Origin of the sequence: Candidatus Desulfosporosinus nitrosoreducens, from assembly GCF_030954495.1 — a bacterium.
Lineage (GTDB): Bacteria > Bacillota > Desulfitobacteriia > Desulfitobacteriales > Desulfitobacteriaceae > Desulfosporosinus > Desulfosporosinus nitrosoreducens.
The window spans coordinates 68,817-93,042 of record NZ_JAVHUW010000047.1; the positions used below are offsets into that span (position 1 = coordinate 68,817).

The 24,226-nt window shown below is 42.2% G+C and carries 28 protein-coding genes and 2 pseudogenes; 25 read left to right on the top strand and 5 right to left on the bottom strand.

Features of this window, described 5'->3' with window-relative positions:
- Window positions 1-16 precede the first annotated feature (16 nt).
- The 3 genes from folE to surE are packed head-to-tail and all read left to right on the top strand — an operon-like array spanning window position 17 to window position 1,564.
- Window positions 17-589 (top strand): GTP cyclohydrolase I FolE, encoded by a 573-nt coding sequence (gene folE, locus REC12_RS10330; protein WP_308894149.1) that lies wholly within the window; start codon window positions 17-19, stop codon window positions 587-589.
- Window positions 590-603: 14 nt separating this feature from the next.
- The gene (locus tag REC12_RS10335; protein WP_308894151.1) at window positions 604-801 is read left to right on the top strand and encodes a YpmA family protein; all 198 of its coding nucleotides are present in this window, start codon (window positions 604-606) and stop codon (window positions 799-801) included.
- A 13-nt stretch (window positions 802-814) separates the two neighbouring features.
- Entirely contained in the window at window positions 815-1,564 is a 750-nt protein-coding gene (surE, locus tag REC12_RS10340) for a 5'/3'-nucleotidase SurE (RefSeq protein ID WP_308894153.1), read from the top strand.
- Window positions 1,565-1,638: 74 nt separating this feature from the next.
- Here surE and REC12_RS10345 read toward each other — a convergent pair whose 3' ends face one another.
- On the bottom strand, window positions 1,639-1,860 hold the full coding sequence (locus REC12_RS10345) for an alpha/beta-type small acid-soluble spore protein (protein WP_308894155.1): 222 nt from the start codon (window positions 1,858-1,860) through the stop codon (window positions 1,639-1,641).
- A 117-nt stretch (window positions 1,861-1,977) separates the two neighbouring features.
- Between REC12_RS10345 and REC12_RS10350 the strand changes: the two genes are divergently transcribed.
- Window positions 1,978-2,235 (top strand): hypothetical protein, encoded by a 258-nt coding sequence (locus tag REC12_RS10350; protein WP_308894156.1) that lies wholly within the window; start codon window positions 1,978-1,980, stop codon window positions 2,233-2,235.
- A 2-nt stretch (window positions 2,236-2,237) separates the two neighbouring features.
- Here the strand turns inward: REC12_RS10350 and REC12_RS10355 are convergent, their stop codons facing one another.
- Window positions 2,238-3,779, bottom strand: a complete 1,542-nt coding sequence (locus REC12_RS10355) for a putative polysaccharide biosynthesis protein (RefSeq protein ID WP_308894157.1) — start codon at window positions 3,777-3,779, stop codon at window positions 2,238-2,240.
- A gap of 188 nt (window positions 3,780-3,967) precedes the next feature.
- Between REC12_RS10355 and iadA the strand changes: the two genes are divergently transcribed.
- The 21 genes and pseudogenes from iadA to REC12_RS10455 all read left to right on the top strand — a co-directional run bounded on the left by iadA (window position 3,968) and on the right by REC12_RS10455 (window position 21,099).
- The gene (gene iadA, locus REC12_RS10360; RefSeq protein WP_308894159.1) at window positions 3,968-5,134 is read left to right on the top strand and encodes a beta-aspartyl-peptidase; all 1,167 of its coding nucleotides are present in this window, start codon (window positions 3,968-3,970) and stop codon (window positions 5,132-5,134) included.
- A 145-nt stretch (window positions 5,135-5,279) separates the two neighbouring features.
- A complete protein-coding gene (gene fusA / locus REC12_RS10365; RefSeq protein ID WP_308894160.1) occupies window positions 5,280-7,301 on the top strand; it encodes an elongation factor G in 2,022 nt (673 codons plus the stop codon).
- A gap of 836 nt (window positions 7,302-8,137) precedes the next feature.
- On the top strand, window positions 8,138-8,371 hold the full coding sequence (locus tag REC12_RS10370; protein WP_308894161.1) for a hypothetical protein: 234 nt from the start codon (window positions 8,138-8,140) through the stop codon (window positions 8,369-8,371).
- A gap of 341 nt (window positions 8,372-8,712) precedes the next feature.
- Window positions 8,713-9,303 (top strand): flavodoxin family protein, encoded by a 591-nt coding sequence (locus tag REC12_RS10375; protein ID WP_308894162.1) that lies wholly within the window; start codon window positions 8,713-8,715, stop codon window positions 9,301-9,303.
- Window positions 9,304-9,335: 32 nt separating this feature from the next.
- The gene (locus REC12_RS10380; RefSeq protein ID WP_308894163.1) at window positions 9,336-9,824 is read left to right on the top strand and encodes a GNAT family N-acetyltransferase; all 489 of its coding nucleotides are present in this window, start codon (window positions 9,336-9,338) and stop codon (window positions 9,822-9,824) included.
- Between the two features lie 147 nt (window positions 9,825-9,971).
- Window positions 9,972-10,406, top strand: a pseudogene (locus tag REC12_RS26605) (2-thiouracil desulfurase family protein); the annotation flags it as partial.
- A gap of 120 nt (window positions 10,407-10,526) precedes the next feature.
- Window positions 10,527-11,039 (top strand): annotated as a pseudogene (locus tag REC12_RS26610) (GNAT family N-acetyltransferase); the annotation flags it as partial.
- A 28-nt stretch (window positions 11,040-11,067) separates the two neighbouring features.
- Entirely contained in the window at window positions 11,068-11,553 is a 486-nt protein-coding gene (locus REC12_RS10390; RefSeq protein WP_308894165.1) for a GNAT family N-acetyltransferase, read from the top strand.
- 99 nt (window positions 11,554-11,652) lie between these two features.
- On the top strand, window positions 11,653-12,288 hold the full coding sequence (locus REC12_RS10395) for a LysE family translocator (RefSeq protein ID WP_308894203.1): 636 nt from the start codon (window positions 11,653-11,655) through the stop codon (window positions 12,286-12,288).
- A 100-nt stretch (window positions 12,289-12,388) separates the two neighbouring features.
- Complete coding sequence (locus REC12_RS10400; protein ID WP_308894166.1) at window positions 12,389-13,117, top strand: alpha/beta fold hydrolase; 729 nt, start codon at window positions 12,389-12,391, stop codon at window positions 13,115-13,117.
- Between the two features lie 81 nt (window positions 13,118-13,198).
- Window positions 13,199-13,630, top strand: coding sequence for a GNAT family N-acetyltransferase (locus REC12_RS10405; RefSeq protein WP_308894168.1), 432 nt, complete (start codon window positions 13,199-13,201; stop codon window positions 13,628-13,630).
- 207 nt (window positions 13,631-13,837) lie between these two features.
- On the top strand, window positions 13,838-15,025 hold the full coding sequence (locus tag REC12_RS10410) for a winged helix-turn-helix domain-containing protein (protein ID WP_308894170.1): 1,188 nt from the start codon (window positions 13,838-13,840) through the stop codon (window positions 15,023-15,025).
- Between the two features lie 390 nt (window positions 15,026-15,415).
- Window positions 15,416-15,763 (top strand): hypothetical protein, encoded by a 348-nt coding sequence (locus tag REC12_RS10415; protein WP_308894172.1) that lies wholly within the window; start codon window positions 15,416-15,418, stop codon window positions 15,761-15,763.
- A 107-nt stretch (window positions 15,764-15,870) separates the two neighbouring features.
- Window positions 15,871-16,485: an SGNH/GDSL hydrolase family protein gene (locus REC12_RS10420; protein ID WP_308894175.1), complete on the top strand. Its 615-nt coding sequence runs from the start codon at window positions 15,871-15,873 to the stop codon at window positions 16,483-16,485.
- A gap of 155 nt (window positions 16,486-16,640) precedes the next feature.
- Window positions 16,641-17,567: a helix-turn-helix transcriptional regulator gene (locus REC12_RS10425; RefSeq protein ID WP_308894176.1), complete on the top strand. Its 927-nt coding sequence runs from the start codon at window positions 16,641-16,643 to the stop codon at window positions 17,565-17,567.
- Window positions 17,568-17,621: 54 nt separating this feature from the next.
- On the top strand, window positions 17,622-18,197 hold the full coding sequence (locus tag REC12_RS10430; protein WP_308894177.1) for a GNAT family N-acetyltransferase: 576 nt from the start codon (window positions 17,622-17,624) through the stop codon (window positions 18,195-18,197).
- A gap of 84 nt (window positions 18,198-18,281) precedes the next feature.
- Window positions 18,282-18,482: a hypothetical protein gene (locus REC12_RS10435; RefSeq protein WP_308894178.1), complete on the top strand. Its 201-nt coding sequence runs from the start codon at window positions 18,282-18,284 to the stop codon at window positions 18,480-18,482.
- A 179-nt stretch (window positions 18,483-18,661) separates the two neighbouring features.
- Complete coding sequence (locus tag REC12_RS10440; protein WP_308894179.1) at window positions 18,662-19,387, top strand: metallophosphoesterase family protein; 726 nt, start codon at window positions 18,662-18,664, stop codon at window positions 19,385-19,387.
- 234 nt (window positions 19,388-19,621) lie between these two features.
- Window positions 19,622-20,182 carry a DUF1697 domain-containing protein gene (locus REC12_RS10445; RefSeq protein WP_308894180.1) on the top strand — a complete coding sequence of 187 codons (561 nt, stop codon included), beginning with the start codon at window positions 19,622-19,624 and terminating at the stop codon, window positions 20,180-20,182.
- Window positions 20,183-20,354: 172 nt separating this feature from the next.
- On the top strand, window positions 20,355-20,480 hold the full coding sequence (locus REC12_RS10450) for a hypothetical protein (RefSeq protein WP_308894182.1): 126 nt from the start codon (window positions 20,355-20,357) through the stop codon (window positions 20,478-20,480).
- 58 nt (window positions 20,481-20,538) lie between these two features.
- Window positions 20,539-21,099, top strand: a complete 561-nt coding sequence (locus REC12_RS10455) for a hypothetical protein (RefSeq protein WP_308894184.1) — start codon at window positions 20,539-20,541, stop codon at window positions 21,097-21,099.
- A 713-nt stretch (window positions 21,100-21,812) separates the two neighbouring features.
- On the opposite strand, the gene REC12_RS10460 is transcribed toward REC12_RS10455, so the two are convergent.
- From REC12_RS10460 to REC12_RS10470, 3 genes are read right to left on the bottom strand one after another with little or no spacing between them, the layout of a single operon-like run.
- Window positions 21,813-23,054: an MFS transporter gene (locus REC12_RS10460; RefSeq protein WP_308894185.1), complete on the bottom strand. Its 1,242-nt coding sequence runs from the start codon at window positions 23,052-23,054 to the stop codon at window positions 21,813-21,815.
- A 43-nt stretch (window positions 23,055-23,097) separates the two neighbouring features.
- Window positions 23,098-23,556: a CBS domain-containing protein gene (locus REC12_RS10465; RefSeq protein WP_308894186.1), complete on the bottom strand. Its 459-nt coding sequence runs from the start codon at window positions 23,554-23,556 to the stop codon at window positions 23,098-23,100.
- A gap of 36 nt (window positions 23,557-23,592) precedes the next feature.
- Complete coding sequence (locus REC12_RS10470; RefSeq protein ID WP_308894188.1) at window positions 23,593-24,036, bottom strand: MerR family transcriptional regulator; 444 nt, start codon at window positions 24,034-24,036, stop codon at window positions 23,593-23,595.
- Window positions 24,037-24,226 lie beyond the last annotated feature (190 nt).

Consider the following 24,226-nt stretch of genomic DNA (forward strand, 5'->3'; position numbering starts at 1 on the left):
CAAAGGAGAAACGATTATGGGGATGGATTTAGAAAAAATTGAAAAGGCTGTATATATGATGCTGGAGGCAATTGGGGAAGACCCTGAGCGGGAGGGGCTTCAAGACACACCGAAGCGTGTTGCCAGGATGTATGCTGAAGTATTTGCCGGCTTACATGAAGATCCCAGCTGTCATTTGCAAGTGCAATTCTCTGAGGAACATGAAGAAATGGTGATTGTTAAGGATATTCCGGTTTATTCCATGTGTGAACACCACCTTGTCCCTTTTTATGGGAAGGCTCATGTTGCCTATATCCCCAGAAAGGGGAAAATTACCGGTTTATCGAAATTTGCCCGTGTTGTCGAAGGGTTTGCCCGCCGACCCCAGCTTCAGGAACGTCTGACTTCCCAAATTGCCGACGCCATTATGGGTGAGCTCTCTCCTTTGGGAGTTCTGGTTGTGATTGAGGCGGAGCATATGTGTATGACCATGCGCGGTGTTAAAAAGGCGGGTTCGCAAACCCTGACCTCGGCTGTGCGGGGCATCTTTAAGACGAATTCCATTACCAGGTCCGAGGCTTTTTCCCTAATTCAAGGCAACAGACGATAAGGAAGAGGAAGTTTATGGATGAAAACCCAAAAAATCCAACCTCGGGGTCCCCAGGAAAACTTGAACTTATGGCGACCCAAAAGGTTGGCGTGAACCGTGAACTATATAAAATTGTCGATTTTCTCAATAAAAACTTAAAGGATTATCGCCTAATGTTCGGTTTAACCAAAAAAGATGATAAAATGATCATATCGATTTATGAAGTAGAATGATTGGAGTAACAACATGCGTATCTTGTTAACCAATGATGACGGCTATAACGCTCCGGGAATTCAAGTTTTGTATCAGGCTCTTAAATCGCAAACCAAGCACGATATAAGCATAGCGGCACCGGAAGGCCAGCGCTCAGCGACAGGGCACTCCATAACTTTATTTGCGCCTTTATTTGTGACGGAGCATGCTCTGGAAGGTTCCGGCAAAGGATTTTCGATTAGCGGTACTCCTTCCGACTGCGTAAAACTGGCTGTGCAAGGGGGACTTATACCTAAGCCTGATCTTTTGATCTCCGGCATCAATCAAGGGGCTAATTTAGGAACGGATATTTTTTATTCAGGGACTGTTTCCGCCGCTATGGAAGGGGTGTTACTTGGAATTCCTTCTCTGGCTCTTTCTTTAGCAAACTTTGAGTATAAAGACTTTGGGCCTTCCGCGGCCTATCTCGTCGAGCATTTGGACCTCTTGCTCAAACTGCGGCATAAAGGGCTGATTAATATAAACTTTCCGGGAAAACCACGGACAGAATGGCGCGGTCTCAAAGTAACCCGCTTAGGTAAGGCCATTTATGAAAATGTTTTTGAGCAGCGCCAAGATCCCCGGGGCAGAATTTATTTTTGGCAGAGTGGAAATTTAGTTCAGGACTGTGAAAGTGATACTGATTTAACGGCGATTCAGAACGACTTTGTTTCCCTGACACCGATGCACAGTGATTTGACGGATTTTGCTTGCTTGCAAACCTGGAAAGAATTATTTAATTAACCAGGTTAGGCTTTTTTATAGTAAAATAAAGGAGTACAGATTCTTCTGTACTCCTTTTCCATAAATTGAGCAGATTAGACGGGTGTGTTGAGAGATTCTTTAGCTCGACGAATCATAGTCTTGACCATGCTTCCGCCGATTCTGCCGCCAACATGACCGCATTCTCTTGATGTCATGTTTTCCCAACCCTGGGTTTTGATTTTTTCGCTCAGTCCTAATTCATCGGCAACTTCCCATTTGAATTGATCTAAAACAGATTGGGGTAAAATATTAGCGTTATTTTTATTTCTACTCATATTTTAATCTCCTCCCTTTTTGTTTATCCGTACGCTGATAGTATTTGCATTTTCTTGAGGTTTATAGTGCTAAAATATTGGATATACTATGTCTTTTTGTTAAGAGAGGAAGTTGTCATGATTTTTGGAACTTTTATCGTTTATGTTTTAATTTTTGGCGTTATAATTTCCTATCCGGGCTTAACGGCTAAAGATCGTTCAAGTTCAATCCCCAAACTGCTGGCCGCACCCATATTAATAGGAGCTGTCTTAACCTTGCTGACGGCGCTTAAAATTTACTTTTTTTATAAATTTATCCTTCTTTTGTTTATTGCCGCGACATTTCTGCTTTCTTACTGGCAATGGGGAAGCAAAATCCGCCGCTGGTGGAGGTAAGCTTAAACTTTGATATATTTTCCGATCCAGGGCAGCCTCCTCAGATCTGAGAAGGAAATTCCGCCATTGAAAAATAAAATGAGGGCATAAACTGTGAAACCACCTGTGAATTCACACAGATAACCAATAACGTGTCCGCTCAAGATGGGATCTAAGATATGAAAGATAAGCAGCATACCTATTCCGCCGCTAAAGGGCTGAAGGAGAAAACGCTGCAGGTCCAAAGCCATGCCGCTGTTTCTGGAGATAGCCAGAAGGTTTAAGGTGGCCATGATAATAAAGCCGATAACGTAAGCCCAGGCCGTACCGCGCAGCCCCCATTGGGGAAGGCCGGTAAGGTAGATCAGGATTGGAATCCGCAAGAGGGCCGCAATGATGGAATGCAGAACCGGCAAGTGAACTTTTCCCAACCCCTGCAAAATCCCTGTTGTCGTTTGCTGAATGTAGGAGAAGATTCCTCCTAAAGCTAAGATTCGCAAAGTTGGCGAGATCTCAGAGCTTTTAAAAAAGGCTGTAAGCGGCCGGGAAAAGTAAAAGAGAATAAGCAGACAAGGAATCCCTATTATTATGGTTAAACGGATGGCTTCAACGCTGCGGGCGCGCACAATGTGAAACTGGCGCTTGGCTGCCGCTTCAGAGATCGACGGTACAAGTGAGGTGGCCAAAGCGAAGGTGAAAACGCTGGGAAAGGTAAGCAAGGTAAAGGCAGATCCTCCGAGCTGCCCGAATAGTGTCGTTGCTTCACGCGCACTGTAGCCGGCGGCGCAGAGGCGCTGGGGGATAAGCATGGCGTCTAAGGCGGACAGTCCTGTGGCAAATAATCTGCCGACGGTAACGGGAGAAGCGAGATGCCATAGCTGTCTTAAAATATATGGAGTTGAATAAGAGGAGGCGGAGCTTTCCCCAGGGAGCAGCCGGGCTTTTTGATAATGCAGGACAATGACTAATAAACCTACGGCTTCTCCTGCCAGCATACCGGCTGCTAAGCCGGCTGCGGCCCATTCTACGCCATTTCCCAGGAGCCGGAAGGCTATTGTATAGCCGACGATAACCCGGACTATTTGTTCGCAGATTTGACTTACCGCAGTGGGGATCATGTTCTGAAGGCCCTGAAAATATCCCCTGAAGACTGAAGAGACGGAGACTATAAAAATAGCAGGTGTGCAAATTTGGAACAGGGTCAGCACCCTGGGGTCAGGAAAAATTTTGTGAGCCAGATAGGGAGTCAGGAAATAAAGTGCTGAGGAAACGACGGCGCCGGAGATGGTGAGCAGCCAAAAAGCAAGATGAAAAATCGCCCGGGCCTGGTGAGGGCGCCCCAAGGATACTTCTTCAGCCACCATTTTAGCGATGGCCAGCGGGATTCCGGCTGTTGTAAAAACTAAGGCCAGCATGTAAATCGGAAATACCATATTGAAGAGGCCATAGGCTTCCCCGCCGATGTGGGTCATAATCAAATATTGATAAGCAAAACCTAAAAGCCGGTTGAATAAATTAGCGCCTAATAAAATAGTCGCTCCGTAGACAAAGGTCCTTTTTGGCATGTTAACCTCCACAAAGACGGCAAAATCGTTTACTTCTAACCATATGCCTGCGGCAAGAGGGAAATGCTTAAGAAATTTTTTACTTCTTTCAAATTAGAAAGGAATTTGCCGGCTTTATAGAGAAAATATTTTCCTATAATGGATATGATGTCAAAAGTAGGGCATTCTACCTCTAGGGAGGAATTGTGATGTGGCAGCTTCTTAAACATGCTAAAATTTATAGTCCAAAACTCATAGAGGATACGGATGTTCTTATTGTCGGGACAAGTATCGCAGCGATTGGGAAAAATCTCCGGCTTCCCGACTTTGTCGAGGGAGAAGAGATTGACCTTGAGGGGATGATATTAGCTCCCGGTTTTATTGACGCTCATGTGCATATCTGTGGTGGTGGCGGAGAAGCCGGTCCGGCCTCACGTACTCCGGAAATCCAGCTATCCCAGCTTACACGCGGCGGGACGACCACGGTTGTGGGCTGTTTGGGAACGGACTCAATTTCCCGCTCCATGGCGGAACTTCTGACGAAGGCCTATGCCTTGGACGATGAGGGAATAAGTACGTTTGTTTACAGCGGTGCTTACCAGGTCCCGGCAAGAACACTGCTGCCGACTTTGCAGCAAGACCTGGCGCTGATTACGAAGGTAATTGGCACGGGAGAAATTGCCATCTCGGATCATCGCTCGGCACAACCCCAAATTGCCGAACTGGAACGTTTGGCAGCGGAGGCCCGGGTAGGTGGGATGCTGGGGGGAAAAGCGGGAGTGGTTCATCTTCATCTTGGAGAGGGCAAGCGCGGCCTGGAACCGATATGGGAAATTCTCAAGAAAACAGAAATCCCGATCACTCAATTTATGCCAACGCATATTAACCGCACCCATCCTTTATTGGAGCAGGGTATACAGTTTCTTCAAGCAGGCGGCCATATTGACCTCACTGCCGGGTGTGACGACTTTCCCGCCGAGCTTCAGGTGCCGGCGGTACTTTCCCTCTTAGAACAGAGGGAGCTGCTCAACGATCGGATTACCGTGACCTCGGACGGCAATGGCAGTATGCCCCAATATAACGAAAAGGGTGTTTTAGTGGGTATGGGTGTTGGCTCTGTCGAGGTGCTGTGGCGTGATGTTCGGGAATCCGTAGTGCATCATGGTGTTTCGCTTGAGAGGGCTTTAAGTACCATAACTGCCAATGCGGCGAGGGTACTGGCTCTTAAAAATAAAGGCTTAATTCGCGTCGGTTTTGACGCTGATCTTGTTGTTCTGGATGAACCTTTACAGGTTCACGATGTTTGGGCTAAGGGAAGGCATATGGTGAAAAATAAGCAGCCTTTGGTGTGGGGGACTTACGAAGCGAAAAAATAGCAAGGTATCGAGAATACTTGACCTACTTGGCTCAATAAACTAATTTAAATATGTTTCTTCAGACTAGCGTGGAAACTCCAAAAAACTGTTGCAAGTAAAAAGGTAAGGACCTTTTTCTTAATAACATTACTAGGAGGAGATTGTCTTGAAGACCTATGACGCAGAACATCTTCGCAACATCTGTTTGGTCGGCCACGGTGGAGTGGGAAAGACTTCCCTATCGGAAACTTTTCTTTTCAATTCAGGTGTGATCAATCGTATCGGCAAAATTACTGAAGGAAACACAGTCTCGGATTTTTTGCCAGAAGAAGTTAAACACAAGGTGTCGATTAGTACGAGTCTTATTCCTATTGAATGGCAGGGAGTTAAGGTCAATGTTCTCGATACTCCGGGATATTCCGATTTCTTCGGAGAAGTTAAGAGTGCTTTGAGAGTTGTTGAAGGCGCGGTTTTGGTCCTCAATGGTGTAGCCGGGTTGGAAGTACAGGCGGAAATTCTTTGGGATGTCATGGCTGAGCAAAAGCTGCCCAGAGTTATTTTTGTCAATAAATTAGACCGTGAAAATGCCAGTTTTAACAAGGTCTTGGAACAGCTCCAGCAGGCCTATCCTGAGGCCAGGTTTGTTCCCCTGCAAATTCCGCTGGGACAGGAAGCCGATTTCCGCGGGATTGTCGATATTATTGAAAATAAGCTCTATGATTATGAACCTAACGGAAGCGGCAAGTTTGTTGTTCAAGAGGTTCCTGAAGAGCTCCAGTCTGAATCCAGTCGTTTCCGGGAGCAATTGGGAGAAGCGGTTGCCGAAGCAGATGATGAAATTCTGACTAAATACCTTGAAGGAGAAAGCCTGACTGCCGCTGACCTTAAAACCGCTTTAGGGCTGGCCTTGAAACAAAATCTGGTCATCCCGATTCTTTGCGGATCTGCCTATAAGAATATTGGCATTACCAATCTTTTGAATTTCTTTGCTGATTTTCTTCCCGCCCCGGAAGTCCTGCCGCAAAAGTCTGCCTTAGTCTTTAAAACCTTAGCTGATCCTTATGTAGGGAAAATGTCCTTTTTCCGCGTTTATGGCGGTAAATTTAATGCCGAATCTATGGCCTATAATTCAAGCCGCGAGGTGGAGGAAAAAATAGGTCAGCCTTTCTATTTAAGGGGCAAAACTCAAGAGCCGATTGCTTCGGTTGCGGCAGGAGATATTGCTGTCGTTGCCAAACTGCAAGAGGTAAAAACAGGGGATACCTTATGCGGCAAAGATCATCCTATTCAGCTTGAAGGTATAGATTTTCCGGTGCCTACCTTGTCGATGGCCATCGAGCCTAAGAGCAAAGGGGATGAAGATAAGCTTGGCAACTCTTTAGCGCGCCTGGCGGAAGAAGATCCCACGATTAAGCTGAGTAAAAACTTAGAAACCAAGGAATTATTGTTAACCGGTTTAGGTGAGATGCATCTGGAAATTCTCCAGGAAAAGCTGACCCGGAAATTTGGGGTTGCCGTAGCGGTCAAAGTGCCGCGGGTACCTTATCGTGAGACTATTCGCAAAGCAGTGAAAGTCGAGGGCAAGCATAAAAAACAAACGGGCGGACACGGGCAATACGGACATGTCTGGATCAATCTCGAACCCTTGGACGGAAAGGATTTTGAGTTTACGGAGGCGATCTTTGGCGGTTCTGTCCCCAAACAATATATCCCGGCTGTTGAAAAAGGGATTCGCGAGGCTATGACTGAAGGCGCTATGGTTGGGTACCCTGTGACGGATATTAAGGTTACGCTTTGTGACGGTTCTTATCATGCGGTGGATTCCTCGGAAATGGCTTTTAAATTAGCGGCCATCATTGCTTTTCGCAAAGGTGTGGAGCTGGCCAAGCCTGCTTTGCTTGAACCGGTTGTTGAAGTTGAAGTTAAAGTACCTGAAGATTTCATGGGAGATGTCATCGGCGACCTCAATGGCAAACGGGGCAGGGTATTGGGAATGGATGTCAGCGGTAAGTATCAAATCATCAAAGCCCATGTTCCCCAGGCGGAAATGATGCGCTATGCTATAGATTTGAGAGCGCTCACGCAAGGGAGAGGAACCTTTACCCTGAAATTTCTCCAGTATGAAGAAGTACCTGATAGAATCAGTGAAGCTTTAGTAAGTCAACTTAAGGTAGCCCATAACCATTAAAGGAAACAGCAAAATTTTTATTCCAACGTGACGAACAGAACTGATGCCTCATTTTCTGAGGTGTCAGTTCTGCGTTTAAATAGAACTGTTTTGATCACAGTAAAAGGCCGTCCTTGCGGACGGTATTAATAGCGGTTTTTTCCCCAGGCTTTACCTAACCAGACAGCGGCACCAATTCCGATCGTATGAATGATTAACGACCTGGGACTGAGAAAATTGTTTTTATGTTTCAGCATTCTCATGGTTTAAGCCTCCTTATTAAGTGTTAACAGCTCTAGTTTTTCTATTTTTTATCCAGACGATACTAGCTAAAATTTGTAAGCAATATTTGATAAAGTCATTAACCCGGCTAATACTTTTGTTCCTTTAAGATTGATGATGAAAAATAGAGTTATTCTCAGAACGACAAGGCCTAGGAAAACCTAGGCCATAGTGTCTGGAGCAAGATGCTTTAAAGTATAATGACTAACAATAGACCAATGATGATGAGGATTACTGCCAGAATACTCAGAAACCATAAAGCCATTTATTCCACCCCCTCATTGCGATTTCTATAAGAGGAGACGGTTCTGCTGGTATAGTATTCAGCTTGTCTTTTAAATGTTCACTGGCAGGGGAAAGGCTGAAGGGTAATGGTTAGATTGTGACGCAGTCCAGTCTATAATTAAGGTCATCAAGAATCAAACGGGGACCTATCCAATATATTTTGACTAAAAGCTATAGTAGAGGGTGTTTTGAGTCGTCAGTTAGACTTTTGGCAAACTTAGAGTCTGCATAAGCCTAAGTTAAGATTTGAGTAAAAGTGGTAAGCGTTTATATTAAGAAAGAGGGGTAAAATGGGAAATGTGATAAAATTCAAGGCAAAACTGACAAGAGATAAACGGGTTGTAGACTTTCTGGCAGAATTGAACTATTTGCGGGAGCTATTCTTGCAGGGAGAAATAGAAAATGTGATTGTGATTGCCAATGGGAAGGGGGATAAATGCTGTACATCGAGTGGAGTCAGTATAGATGAAGCAAAGGCTATGTGCAGGGATTTTATTCACAATACCAAAGAGTATTTTGATTAAGTGAAAAAATAGCTTTACTTGTAGGCATTGCTGAAAAGAAAAGCCTAGGCAATAGTTTACCTAGGCTAAATTTTAGACGCTTATTTTAAAAGGGGTTGCACGGACTGGGGGGAAAGGGCGGTCTGACCGGATTGAGGAGTCTCCAAATTTCCCAGATAATCAGCGACAATAAAATAATAATGATGATTAATGCTGTCAGAATCATATAGTTCACTCCTTATATTTAGATCTACATAAGTGCTAGATTCTTAATACATGCTATTCAGCATGTCCGCTGAATGTTCATAGGAAAACATGAATCCTTACTACAAGACTATCGATCCCGGTTGAAAGGAGTAAAGATGTCTAAAAAGATATTAATCATTAATGGAAGTTATAAAAAAGATGGCAATACAATGACTGCTATACGCTGGGTACAAGAGGGGATGAATTTTAAAGGAGCAGCGTCTGAAATAATCAATATTTCATCAGTTAAGAATAGATATAGTGGGTGTATCGGTTGTAGAAGATGTAAAATTTCTGATGAGTATAAATGCTTCGCTAATGACGACGCGGCTCGTATTGTTTTGGAAATGCCCAACTATGACGTAGTTGTGTTTGCCACCCCAGTATATTTTGGACATTTTTCCGCACAAATGAAGAGTCTTATCGACCGTATGTACAGTCATATTAAAATAATAAATGGTGAGCATGTGGTTAATCCTTTATTCAAAAATCTAGCAATTGGGTTAATTGCTACAGCGGGTTCCGATTATCCTAACGGTTTGTCACTTTTATCGAAATACATGAAAGAATTAATAGCTGGTTTTGGCAATGATCTCCATCAGCTTTTAGTCCCAGGTTGCACTGTTGATCCCAAGGATTTGAAGATGAGAACTGAAATCAGGGAAAAGGCTGAAACATTTGGTCAAGATTTAGCAAGTAGAAGTTAGCTTAGATATTTAAGCAAAAGGGGATTGGCATAATGGATATTAAAATTAGAAGAGTATCTGCGGCAGACTTGGACGCAGTAACAGAAGTTGAAGCAAGCTGTTTTCCGGAGGCGGAGGCTGCTGCGAAAGCATCATTCGAACAACGAATTAAGACATTTCCAGAAAGTTTTTTTGTAGCAGAAATTGCTGGAAAAATAATTGGCTTTATCAACGGGTGTATAAGCAATGAAACAACTATCTGTGATGAGCTGTTTAGTGATGCTACTCTACATGTTCCCAATGGGGATTACCAGACTATTTTCGGACTTGATGTGATTTTGGATTATCGCAATCAAGGAATTGCGGCACAGCTAATGAATCATTTGATAGAGGTATCAAGATTAGCAGGCCGCAAGGGTGTTATTTTAACGTGCAAAGAGAAGCTTATTCGCTACTATTCAAAGTTTGGGTTTGAAAATAAAGGTGTTTCGAGCTCAGGACACGGCGGTGCTGAATGGTATGATATGATTTTAAAGTTTTAACCACGTCACTCAATATCTACATGGTTTTCCTAAACCAAAGATTTAGCAGGGGCCTTCAATAATTCTTGTTATTTATTATAGCGGGACGTTCTGCGGCTCTTTATTCATTATTCAGCCATAAGTAATATTTGATATTTGGAGGATGTTGTGTATTTAGTAAGTGCTTGTCTTGTGGGAATTAATTGTAGATATGACGGCAAAAGTATAATAAACTTGGAGATAGAAGAACTTGTCAGAAACGGAAAGGCTATTGCATTATGTCCTGAAGTGATCGCCGGTCTAAATATTCCGAGGGATAGCTGCGAAATTATAGAGACTGACGATGATGAAAAAAAGGTTATCAGCAAAGAGAAGAAGGATTTCACGGCAGCTTTTAAGGACGGAGCACAGAAAACATTGGCCCTCGCTAAAATCATTGGTATAAAAACTGCCATATTAAAATCAAGAAGTCCCTCTTGCGGATGTGGTCAGGTCTACGATGGGAAGTTTAATGGAACTTTGAAAAAGGGAAATGGCCTTACTGCCGACCTACTCATTAAAAACGGTATTAGGGTTTATACCGAAGAAAATTATAAGGAAATATTCGGCGCAGGCTTGAATTCAGGTGTCCCTTATGAAGCCGAAAAATTTATGAAGGAGAGTAGTGGAGTCATGTTGATACCTATTGGCACTATGCAGATTGAAACAGAAAGATTAGTTTTGAGGAAATTCCAATATACAGACGATGAAGACATGTTAAAATACTGGGTTAGTGATCCTGAAATTCAGTCAATGTACTCTGAACCAGTTTACACAACAAAGCAGGATGTTAAAGAATTGCTTGATAAATATATCAGTGCTTATGAAAAAGATAATTATTATAGATGGGCTATTATCTTAAAAGAGACAGGTGAATGTATAGGACAGATTGCCTATTTTTTGGTAGATAACAATAATCATTTTGCAGAAATAGAATACTGCATCGGGAGGCATTTCCAGAGAAAGGGGCTTGCCACTGAAGCTACCAAAGCTATTATTCACTATGGATTTTATAAAATGAATTTACATAAAGTGCAAATATGTCATAAATCCATAAATATCCCTTCTCGAAAAGTCATCGAAAAATGTGGATTTGTTTATGAGGGAACGTTACGAGACTTTTTTTATATGGATGGCCGATATGTAGATAGATTATATTATTCAATATTAAAAAATGAATTTATAGGATTGAAGTAATTTACATGATTTAAGAAGGAATCCTTTAATGAAAATATCTTTAACCAAAGCAGAGTTGAAAGATGCTGGAACTATTCATGCTATGCAAATTGAATCATTTATGCCGTTATTGCTGAGATATCAGGATTTTGCAACCAGTCCTGCAAATGAGCCGATAGAGAAAGTAATTACCCGAATTAGTCAGTATTTTACAGACTATTATATGATTAAAAGCAACGGGATTATTGTAGGTGGTATTAGAATAGTAAAAATGGACTGCCATCGTTATCGTATCAGTCCTATTTTTATCTTGCCTGAGTACCAAGGAAAAGGAATTGCTCAAATAGTGTTTCAAATGGTTGAAAACTTATATTGTGATGCAAAAGTGTGGGAGCTGGATACTCTATTAGAAGAACGCGGAAACTGTTATCTATATGAGAAATTGGGCTATAAACCTGGTAAAACCAGACCAATAAACAGCAAAATGACCTTGGTGTTTTATGAAAAGTATCTAATCACTCCAGGAGAAATTTAATTTTCCGTTTTCCTAAAAGAAAGCCATTTTGGAGGAAACGGGTTGAATGGGAGTGAAGGGCTACTGGGTAACATGAACTTTAGATAGGATGCTTTTGTGATGATCTTAACAAGAAGAAAGGTTAATATGATTTTCAAAGGGTTTAAATTTGGGATATTATTGCAATTGGCAATTGGACCGGTTTGTTTATTTATATTTAAAATTGGAGGTAATAAAGGATTTATAGGCGCTGAAATTGGTGTATCAGGTGTAACTCTGGCCGATGCATTTTATATAGTATTAGCAATATCCGGAATAGCCTCCTGTGTGGAACGAGAAAGAGTAAAGAACATCTTCAAAATTATGGGGGCATTAATCGTCGCCATATTTGGGTTACAAGCTGTAATTGGGGTCTTCGGGCTGAAAATACTACCCAATATAAATCTATTTAATGAGATGAATTTCGGAAGTTTATTTTTAGAAAGCATAGTAATAACTGCATCTAACCCCTTAACCATATTATTCTGGGCTGGAGTATTTTCCACTAAAATAGTTGAAGAAGGATTACAGCGCAGAGAAATCTATCTATTTGGTTTTGGTTCGGTTTTATCGACAGCATTCTTTTTGACAATAATTGCTGCAATAGGCAGCGTCACAAGATATTTTTTACCAATGGAAATAATTTCGCTGTTAAACTTAGTGGTAGGAATAGTGCTGATAGGTTTTGCGCTAAAAATAATTGCTAAGAAGAGATAGATAACAAGGATGTGGATCAGATGTCATCATTGCATGAAGGTTGCAACAGGGGCGAAGATTTATTGGGAAATAATATTTGTTTAAGGGAAAGAGGATCTTAATGAAAAGTTTTTTTGTTGACAATAAAACTGTGAAAATCCACGTGCTTGAAAATGGGACACAATCCAGCAAAACACCGTCATTACTGGTAATTGGCGGACTTTGGGAGCCTGCCGAGAGGGCAATTCCTGTACTCTCTGGCTTGGGAAGTCATGTTGTTGCCTTAAGTTTACGTGGCCGTGGCTTAAGTTCGACTCCGGCGGCTGGTTATGATCTTGACGATCATCTCTCGGATATTGATACCGTTGTTAAGCATTGCCAGCTTCAAAACTATTGTGTTCTTGGGTTCTCACGTGGCGGAGCCTATGCACTGGGCTGGAGTTTGAAAAACCAGCAGAAAATGAGAGGACTGATTATAGTTGATCAGCCGGCGGTACATGTGAAATACAATTTGGATTATGTGGAATACTGGTCAAACCTAGTGTACTTAGATGTTCCGATTCTCAATTTCATGCGCCGCCAAGCGCTTGAAGGACTTGCGAGCGATGCACATGACATTGATTTTTCGCCTGAGTTATCAAAATTGCAGATTCCTGTTACTCTTTTCGTTGGGAGGAACAATGAGGCTAAAATCGCATCGAATATTTCTGATGAAATTCTGAAATTGTACACTAAAGCGATACCATCTTGTGAAGTGGTCGAATTCTTTCAGTCGGGGCATATGATTCCCGATGAAGAACAGCAAAAGTACATAACAGAAATTGCTTCATTTATAAGAAAGCTGGAATAAAAATAAAGAACTGGTTTGCGAGAAGCCAAGGCCAATTCCTGAATCATAAATCTACAGTTAGGAGCGTTGGGAGGTGTTGATTTGGAAATTGCCATAAGAAAATGTGAACTTCGGGATTTGTCAGAGATAGTTTTATTGAACAAAAAGGAAATGGGTTATGATTACCCCGTTGAAGATACAAAAGTTCAATTAGCTCGTATGCTAAAGGACAGCAACCATCGAATATATGTAGCCACCGTAGACGATAGAGTAGCAGGATATGTTCACGCCAATAATTATGATTTACTGTATGCACCGCCTATGAAAAATATTATGGGAATCGCCGTTTCATCTGATTATAGAAAAATCGGTATTGGGAAAATGTTATTGAATGAGGTAGAGAAATGGGCGCGGGATACAGGTGCAGGTGTCCGCTTGGTATCCGGAGCAACAAGAACCGGAGCACATGCATTTTATTCCGCTTGTGGATATACTTGCAATAAAGAGCAGAAAAATTTCAGTAAGAGGTTTTAAATTGATTTGTTCAGTTCCCACAAATTACCGTCAATTATAATGTATCATCAGGTTGCCGACATTAGAAAAGTACATTGGGGGCAGTTTATCTTGATATAATAGTGTTATCGGTGGGATAAGCCCTGTTAAATGTGCAGGGGGTATCACTCTCTGGTTTAGAGGTTCAAATTGATGCGATTGCTTATAAAGAATAAGGCTGGTGCCAGAATGATCAGATTGACAAACCGCCAGGCACGGCAATTTATGTTGCTGAAGCATGGTCTGCTAGGCGAATATAAATTCATAGGAAAGCAAGGTGTATTGGATTTTGTTCGTCAGGCAGGCTGTATTCAATACGATCCTATTGATGTTTGCGGCAAAAATTCCGAACTTGTGCTGCAGCCGCGAGTCAAGGGATTTAGCAAGGGAATGCTCGGCGAGTTGCTGTATAAGGAGAGAAGCTTAGTCGATTATCCTGATAAAAACCTCGCTATTATCTCTGTTGAGGATTGGCCGTATTTTGAAAGGTATAGGCAAGCTGCCCGACAACATGAGGAACAATATCCTGAAATGTGCGCTTTGACAGAGCAAGTGCGTGCTCATATTCAAAATAAGGGCGCACTCTGTTCGGGCGATTTCAAATTGGATGGAAATTTCTTTTGGAGGTCGGCAATCCATTGGAGCGGCGGAAATAATTCATCCCGTTCAGTATTGGAACAGATGTATTCAACAGGTGAGTTGATTATCCACCACAAAAAAGGTACGCGAAAATACTACGATATAGCCGGTAAATATATACGGGCGAGTTTATTGAATGCTCCTGAGCCGTTGTCTGACGAGCTTGAACATCAAAAATGGCGAGTATTGCGCCGGATTGGCTCTGTCGGCCTTTTATGGAATCGTCCCTCCGATGCGTGGCTGAATATATGGGGACTGAAAGCGGACGAGCGTAACGAGGTTTTTTGCCAGCTGTCAAATGAAGCAAAAATAATAGCTGTTACCGTTGACCAGATGAAAGACATGTTGTACTGCTGTGCGGAGGACTTGCCGCTGATTGAAGCCGTTCTGAAAAATCCGGAGCCGAAATCCCGCTGTGAGCTGATTGCCCCGCTGGATAATTTTATGTGGGACCGAAAACTTATAAATAAATTGTTCGGCTTTGATTACACATGGGAAATTTACACGCCTATAAACAAACGCAAATTTGGCTATTATGTTTTGCCTCTATTGTATGGGGAGAACTTCATCGGACGTGTTGAGGCAATAGTGGAGCGAAAAACTAAGACACTTGTTGTCAAAAATATCTGGTATGAAAACGCTGTAAAACAGACTAAAAAACAGCGCGCAGCCTTGGCTGATTGTGTGGGGAGATTTGCGACATTTAATGGGTGCCAGACCATTTCCATTCAAAGATAAAGCTGTCCCATTTTAATTCCGAACGAACCGCATCCATAATTTCATAAGGAATGGTGTTTCTGGTCATAATGCCTCCATGAATGTTTACTTTTCATATATTAAAGGTAAAGGGAAATACCGCTGACAGGACAAATCAGTATCCGATGCAAGCCGAAAATAAAGGAGTCCGGGAAGTCGGCTATCAGGACGCTGCCGGCAGCCTAATAGCGATTCTTGCGCGGGTTATAGGATTGTGGTTCTTTTATACGGAGTGAGCCGGGGTAAAATTAACGAGCGTTTTCGGACGCTCTTTTTGTGTACTTATTGCAGGAGACAGGGGCTAATTGTGGAATTAGTGATATGTTGAGATGCCCAATGTAGCCACGCCTGGAGCGGTGGGGAGTTGATAGGATGCCGACCTTTGTTGCCTTTGGGTCACTTGGTGTAGCGTTACTGACATTTCTCTTGGGAATATTGCATAATCCAAAGTGGTACTATATTTCCGCCTTAATGATGTATATTTTCAGCTTCATGACCGGATTTTCAATTGGCTATTATGTACTCAGCGTAACTTTCGTCCTGCTTGCACTTGCTCTGGTCCATTCGATAGTCAAGGTTAAACGGAGCGTGTGGAATGTTCTGTTGTCTTCCGTTGCCCTGATAGTCGGATATGTCTTTTGGTTAATAATAAGTTCATATATACCATATTCACAGTTCTATTGGCCGGTTGTCACTATTCTTCGTCAATTTGGGTTATAAATTCAGCACATTTGCCCAATTTTAAAGATAGAGGGGGACAAGACTACGGAAGAACGTATGAATATTGTCATTAGGAAACTTTCGACAATCTGGCAGGGGAGAAAATAATGGAGAAGAAAACAGTGGTTGCCCTTGGTGATAGTATCTCCATACACTACAGCCCTTTTCTGAAAGATATGATCAGCAGTAGGTTTGAGTACCGGCAAAAAAGACAGGTTGGGGATGCTTTTAAGGATTTGGATCAACCTAAGGGCGCTAATGCAGGTGACAGTAACTTGGTTCTGGAGTATTTAAGAGATGAAGATAAAAAAGGCGAAAGCTATGATATCTTGCTCATCAATTGCGGATTGCATGATATAAGGGTAGAGCGAAGGACCCATCAAATTCAAACTGGGAAAAAGCAGTATTTGGATAATTTGAACCGAATTTGTGAAGTCGCTTTGAAAATGTCACAAAGAGTGTTTTGGATTTCTACCACTCCGGTTGTTGACAGAATCCACAATCATAGAGCGGAAGGATTTTTAAGATACGGAAAAGATGTTGTAAGCTATAACAATTTGGCTGAGATAGTAATGGATAATTATCAAATATCCATCTTTGATTTATTTTCCTTTACTAAAAGCCTGGGGACTGATATCTATTATGACCATGTACACTTTACAGAAGAAGTAAGGGCATTACAGGCTGCTTTTATTTCCGGATGTTTATTTAGTATGGGGTAAGAAAGTAGACACGCTGATTATAATGCTATATCAAGAACCCGAATCCGGCAGCCACAGTCATTTCGCCGATACCCAGTTACCACGCCGTTGCGCCTTGCCAAGCTCAAGAAGAAATAACCACCTTGAATGGTAACCTGTTATTATGAGGTGTCCCTATGAAAATTGATAGATTATTTGGCATTACGATTTTTTTGATAAATCATAGCCGTGTTAGCGCCAAAGTTCTCAGTGAAAGATTTGAAGTCTCGCTGAGAACAATCCAGCGCGACATAGATACGTTATGTCAGGCGGGAATTCCTATTGTCTCCGCTTATGGTTCGGGTGGCGGGTACGAAATCCTTGACAGCTTTAAAATGGAGCGGCAGGTTGCCGGGCAAATTGATTATTCTTTTATCATCACAGCGCTAAGGGGCCTGGCCTCCGCTTATCCCAATCCGATGGCTGAGGCTACGCTGGAGAAAATCATTTCCTTATCTCCAAAGCAAGGATCAGACTTGCAGGTTTTTCTTGATTTTAGTGTTTTGAAAGAGGGGAGAGATACTGACCCCAAACTGAAAATGCTTGAGAAAGCTATTGAGTCAAAATGCCTTGTTTTCTTTGAGTACACCAATTCGGAAAATCTTATTTCTGAACCAAACGTTGAGCCCATAGCGCTGACTTACAAATGGTATGCCTGGTACTTGCTGGGCTATTCGCTTGTAAAAGAGGATTATCGCTTGTATAAGCTGCTCCGTATGAGGAACATTCAATTGACTGACCGGAAAATTTCTCATGAGCACGATTCCGCGGATATGATTTTTGAGCGGAATGAAAACAACGACAGCAGGAATTATCTTGATATTCGCCTGTTCTGCAAGGCGGAGGCCAAAATGCAAACCATTGAATATCTGAATGGTGTAATTGAAGCAGAACAGGAAAACGGCGATTTTGTCATGAAGCTGCATTTACCTGAGAATGAGCAGTTTTGGTTTGGCACGTTGCTTTCCCTGGGAAACCTTGTCCAAATCATCGAGCCGGAAAGCCTAAAGGACCGGCTTTGCACCAAGTGTAAGGAAATATTAAAACTTTACCCGAATTTATGACAGACTGTTGTCGTATATCTCCTGTTACGCTCTAGAGAAACAGGAGGCTTAGTTATGAAACAGGAAAATGTTTATGAGGTATGTCCCGTTTATCAGACGGAAGTTGTGACTTTAAAACAGACAACCCTTGAAGATGCAAGTGAATTGCTGCAATGTTACTCTGATGAAAAGGCTGTTCTATTTTTCAACGCTGATAATTGCTTGGATGACTTTCACTATACGACCTTGGAACAAATGAAAAAGGAGATCAAATTTTGGTGTGATTCCTATCAGAGAAGAGAGTTTGTCCGCTGGACTGTTATTCTAAATGATACGTCTGAAAAAGTCGGTACAATTGAAATGTTCAATAGGGGGACTGTGGCAGGTATTGATTCATGTGGAGTTTTGCGCATTGATCTGCGGAGTGATTGTGAAAACAAACGAATTATTCAAGACCTCTTGGAAATTGCCAACCGGCGTTTTTATGAGGACTTCGCTGTGAAGAGTATTCTTACAAAAGCAATCCCGGAGGCAAGAGAACGCGTTTGTACATTGAGGCAAATGGGTTATACTCCCCTATCATTTAAGAAAGCACATTATTACGCCAGGCGTGAGAATTGGGAAACAGTTGCAATATCTCCCAAATATTAAGGGCGATTACCCAATAATGGTCCAGGTAATCAATGCACTTTTGTTTGCCGAAAGCCTTAGGATTAGTGGTGGGAGGTTTAATAAGTGAAGTTAGGAATATTTTTTGGGGTGCTTCTGATTGTTTTGGGTTTAGTGATTACGTTTCTCTCATTCCAGGGGTGGTATATTGATTGGAGAAAAGAAAGATTGCGGATAGAAACAAGCAGACTTATCAGGAGCGAAAGAATCTCCGGTTTTTGCCTAATCTTTTTGGGGATATTGCAAACCGTCAAGGCCTTAAATTAAACCAAGTTGACCTTGACTAAGACTAACCGGAAGTCGAGCGACAAAGAGTTAGATACGGGAAATTCCTGCGCCGTGGGAGTGAGCTGCCGGATGGTGGCTCTCTGCCTGGAGGGAGCGGTGGAGGAGGAGCCAACATATCCGGTATAATATTATCGCTGACAGTTTGAGGAGGAGAGTTAGTGAAGATAGCGGCAATTGCTGATGTTCATGGCAATAGTGTGGCGCTAAAAAGCGTACTTGAAGACCTAAAGGGTCGGGCAATCAGCCAATTAATTGTTTTGGGCGATATAGTTATTAGGGGACCTGAACCGGGTTTGGCTTTCCAAATGATACAAGATGTCAAACCCTTATGTTGGCTAAAAGGAAATACGGATATGTGGTTTGAGGAAATAGCTGAAGGCTGGCAGCCCAAAACTGCAATGGAACATGGGCTGTTTGAGTATTATCTATTTGCTAAACAAAGACTTTCCGAGGACGAAATCACATTTCTTACATGTTTACCAACTGAGCAGTCTATTAATTTTCTAGGAATGGACATTTTATGTGTTCATGGTTCTCCGGGTTCTGTTGTTAAGGGAATAGACCGCCATACTTCTGTTCATGATTTAGAATTAATGGTGGAAAATGTATCTCAATCGATTATTCTGTCAGGGCATACGCATGTTCCCTTTATTGGAACTGTTAACGGAAAATCCATATTCAATGTTGGAAGTGTAGGGCTGCCAGCGGATGGCAGCAATTTGGCAGCTTATGGAGTCATAGATATTTGCCCTGGTGGCGCACCCGAATTTGAAATTGTACGCGTTTCTTATCCAATCAACGAAATCATTAAAGTTGCTAAAGATCAGGATTTTCCCAATACAGACAGTTATGAGCAATCTTTAATTAACGGGCTGCCCGGTTGAGCAAGTTTTGCCCATAGCCCCTGCCGCTTGCGCTTTACTGAGCTCAGCAAGAACATACGGTTTGAGATAACTTGCCTTGATAAAGCCCAGCCGGCAGTTAAGTATCATTCCAAAGCGGCAGTATTTTCGGGACACTTCAGTGATAGTAAATTATTGCCGGGAGTGTTGGGGATTATAGGATCATGGAAGGACATATTTAAGGACATATTTTTTTTATAGAAAGAAGGGATAGTAATGGCTGTTTATGTCGCCCTTTTACGGGGTATTAATGTAGGCGGAAAAAATAAAGTAAAGATGGCTGATTTGAAACTGGCTTTTGAGGAAATTGGTCTTAGCAAGGTACAGACCTATATTCAGAGTGGGAATGTCTTATTTGAGTCGCCGGAAACAGAAGAAGCGCTATGTAGGCAGATCGAAAACAAACTTGAGGCTGAATTCGGCTTTCATATTCCAGTTATTTTGCGAACGCTGACGGAATTAGAAAGAATAATTGAGAATTGTCCCTTTGCGGCTGAAGAAGTGGGGGAAGCTGAAGCGGCGTCAAAGGCGGAGAGCCTTTATGTAGGACTGTTGATCCAACCGCCTTCCCAGGAAAGAATTGAGCAATTAAGTGTTTATGAAAGCCGAACTGATAAGTTCAATATAGTTGGCCGCGATATTTATCTTTTGTTCCACAACAGCATCCGGGATTCTAAGCTTGCTAACAATCTTAATAAGCTTAATGTGCTGGCAACTACACGAAATTGGAAAACGCTAAACAAGCTGGTCCAATTGGCAAAAGCAATGGTGGTTTAGGCGGGGCTGTGCCTTATTCCAGTCACTTCATCGATATCAGAGCATTACGCGCTGTATCCTGATAAGTTTAAAAAAGGTTGAAAAAACTACGGTCTTGCTAAAGCTGGCCGCAGTCAAGCAGCGAATCTTGCCTGGTGCGGGGGATTCGCGTGTAAGGAGTGCTGAAAGTAAAATGAACGGAGCGTTTTTAGACGCTCTTTTTGTGATTTTAGGGCAGGAAATAGAGGCTGATTGTGGAATCAGTATGATATGTCTGATATGCTTGGTAATCGTCACCTGGGGAGCGGTAGGGGGATAACGGATATATCCCTTTACTATAGGCGTAAGAATGTGCCTGGAAAGTGAGTGTCTTTCACTTGAAACGTAAAACCAGATTGGCCTTAATCATTATGGTTATCTCTGTTGCTTTGGTTAGTTCTCTTAAGTTATTGGCTAATATTCCTGTGCATTACGCGCTTGATCCCAATGACGTGATAGGGATTACAATGAAGGGAGGACTACCAGGCTTTTCCGCCAAAGTGTTATTCCCGGCACAAGATACCGCCAAAATAGCCAAGGTCGTGCAGTTGATTAATTCATCCTCAATGACAAGCTATGTGGTTGGCAATGATTATGTAACACGATTCCTTGCTGGTTTGCTTCACCATTTTGAGAACGAGCAGGTTTATTCTTTTGGCCACCCAATTTATCTAACGATAGAGCTGAAAGATTCGCGAGTCATTCAGTTGTCGACATTGTCAGAAATACAATCAAGAAAACTACCGAACGGTGAGACGGAAGTAACCGGGACGCCCTATAATGACCGGATTTTACTGGTAGTTGAAAGTAATGATAAGACAACAGATGCTTGTAGAGTTTTCTCCAAAGAACTGGCAAATTATGTGGCTCAAGGTTGGAGAAACGATATGCTGCAGTAAAAGTATAATACTTTAAATCACTCTATTACTCTTGAGGGTTGTTGGGGGAGCGGCGGTTGTAGCTTGAGCTTAAATTAAGAAAAGAATTGTCAGTAATTATAAAGCAGAAGATAGGGAGGGGAAGCGCAATGGAATTTAAGGTTGAGAACAAAGCAAGAAATATCATTGAAAAAAAGGGGGGGAATTTGGTTATTAAAAAAGAAATAAGCTGCGGTTGAAATGGCTTCAGCAACAGACTCTGGGCAGAGGCTGGCAACAAAACAAAAAGTACGAAGTTCTATAATGAGTATCAACATCAGGGAATCAAGATATTTATAGATAAAACCTTGAATGTATCGGATCATATTCAAATTGATTTGCAATCAAATCTTCCTTTATTGGGACCATCCTTTACAATTAGAGGTGTGTCTTTTTAGAAAGGGGGGTCAATCCCTGAGGAATTACCGTGCCTGTCATTGGGATAGGAATGAATATTTTATCCGCTGACTAAGCCGCTCTAAGACTCTCGCTTCGGCAAGCGGTGAGTTAAGAGCGGCTAAGTCAGCGGATAAGTGCGACTAAGATTCAGATGGAGTTAAAACTCCACCTGAATCAAGTCTGCTTTATCTTTATTCCATAATAGCATCCGGGATTCTAAGCTTGCTAACAATCTTAATCAGCTCAGGGTATTGGCAACCACACAAAATTGCAAAACGCTATCAAAATTATGAAGATCAGTGACTAGATCCCACATGGTCAACATGTTTTATGTGATGATAATTAAGTCCGACGATTAACCCGGCAAAGATGACAAAAACTGCTGCAGTAATAAATGGAACATGAGGATTGAACCGTTCCGCCAGTTTACCTGCCATATAAGGTGCTACTGCCGCGCCCAGGAAGCGGAGAAAATTATACGCTGAGGACGCGGTAGAACGTTCAACAGGTGCGGCATTCATGACTGCAGTCGTAACTAAGGTATTATTGTTCCCCATGACGGCTCCGCTCAGAATGACGGCAACGATGGGCACCCAATGGATATTCGTCCAAATGCCGATTGCGAGAAGCAAAACTGCAAACAAAGTGAACATAAGACACATGGCCTTGACAGTACCCATCCATTGCTGGAGTTTTGGAGCCGTGAATACGGAGGTAAGGGCTAAAAAAATTCCCCATGTAAGAAATACATATCCCAAGCCATGCACATCCAAACCCATAACAAAAGGCGCATAAGCCAAAACTGTAAAGAAGCCAAAATTATAGAGTGCCGCTCCGATTCCGAAAACAACAAGTGAGCGATGCTTCATAGCGTAAAAAGGTTCGGCGAAGGAAGTGCCTTGTTTGGCAGTGGTCTGGCTTTTTATGGTTGGCATAAATGCGAGCACTGCGAAAAAGGCGATGACCATTAAAAAAGCAACGCCCAGAAATGGGCCTCTCCAGGAGAATCCGCCCAGCCAACCTCCTAGAAGAGGACCTACGGATATACCGAGGCCAATCGCAGCTTCATACAAAATAATTGCTTTGGCATTTCCACCTTTGGAGAGAGAAATGATAGCGACGAGTGCCGTGGCTACAAAAAGCGCATTGCCGAAGCCCCAGCCGGCGCGCCAGCCAACAATCGCCCAAATGCTGTTGGATAGACCACCGAGCGCTGAAAACAACGCAATAATCACGGTGCCGCACATCAGTGTCCATTTGGCTCCTATGCGAGATGAGATAGCCCCTGTGATAATCGCAGCTATAGCCATCACCCCATTATAGCTGGTGAAGAGCAGGGTGACCTGACTTTGGCTGGCATGAAGGTCTTCGGCGATCAAGCTTAAAATAGGGTCTACAAGCCCAAGCCCCATAAAAGCGATAATAGAGGCAAAAAAAACAGCCCAAACGGCTTTCGGTTGATTTAAGAGACTATCCTTTTCTTGCGATGGTATTGTCTGCGTCCCATTGATTACTGCCAGATTCTCTCTTGTTGACATCCAGATTTCTCCTCCCATGATTCAGACACTTTTTTACCAGATATTAAACGATTGTTTTAAAGGAATGTCTAATGACATCTCCGCGGCTTATGATTCCAACTAACACTCCATCTCGTTCAACCGGTAGTTTTTTTATTTGTTTTTTTCCTAAAATAGAAGCGATAGTTTCAATTTCTTCATCCCATGAGACTTTAATAACCCTTTTGGAGGCTATGCTCATGACGTTTAGATCAAGCAGTTCACGCAGTCTTTTCTCAAAATCAACATCATCTCCGTTAATCACAGTGACCCAATAGAAGGAATCAATGATCCGATCGTTATGTTTACCGATATAACGCATGATATCCCCATCACTCACATACCCGACAATTTCGTTTCTTTCGTTGACTACAGGCAGCCCGCTGATCCGCTTTTCGATAAACTGTTTGATTACAGAACGTATGGTGTCAGTTCGTTTTACTTTATATACTTGGCTGATCATCACTTCATGAGCTTGCATCATATTGCCTCCCCTTGTGTTATTTGCTCTAAAATCTGCTTAAGGTTTTGATACTTCTTCTTCAATTTCTTTGATCCTTGCTCGTGCACGTTCCCTAAGAGCCACCAGTTCGGTTTGGATGCTCAGGATTTTAAGAATCTTTTGTTCAATCATCTCAAGTTGATTTTCGGTGATTGCTAAGATTTCCTGCAATTTTTCCTTTTGTTCTTTGGGATCAGAAACCTTTTTATATTCGGCTTTCTGACTTTCTAAAGTTTCTCTAAGTGATAAAAAATGCTGTAGTTCTTGTAAGGTAAACCCTAACACCTCTTTGGAAATCGTAATTCTTTTCAAAAACTCGACATGTTCCTGTCTGTAAAGTCTAGTCCCCCCTTCACTACGTTCAGGAGAAGGTAGAACACCAATTTCTTCGTAGTACCTAATCGTCCGTTTACTCAAACCACTCTGATTTGCCACATCATCTATTTTCAATAAACCATCCATCTAAGAAACCTCCTCCAATAACCATTTATATTATATATGCATTTAACGTTAACGTCAACTATCTTAATTTTGACCTCGCTTGGTTTTCTGGCTATATTCTCAAAAATGCTTGAGAAATAATACGTTTACGTTATATTTTTTATTTCTATCAGATTTTGAGTTATGCGGATATCATGCTTTAGTATTTGGC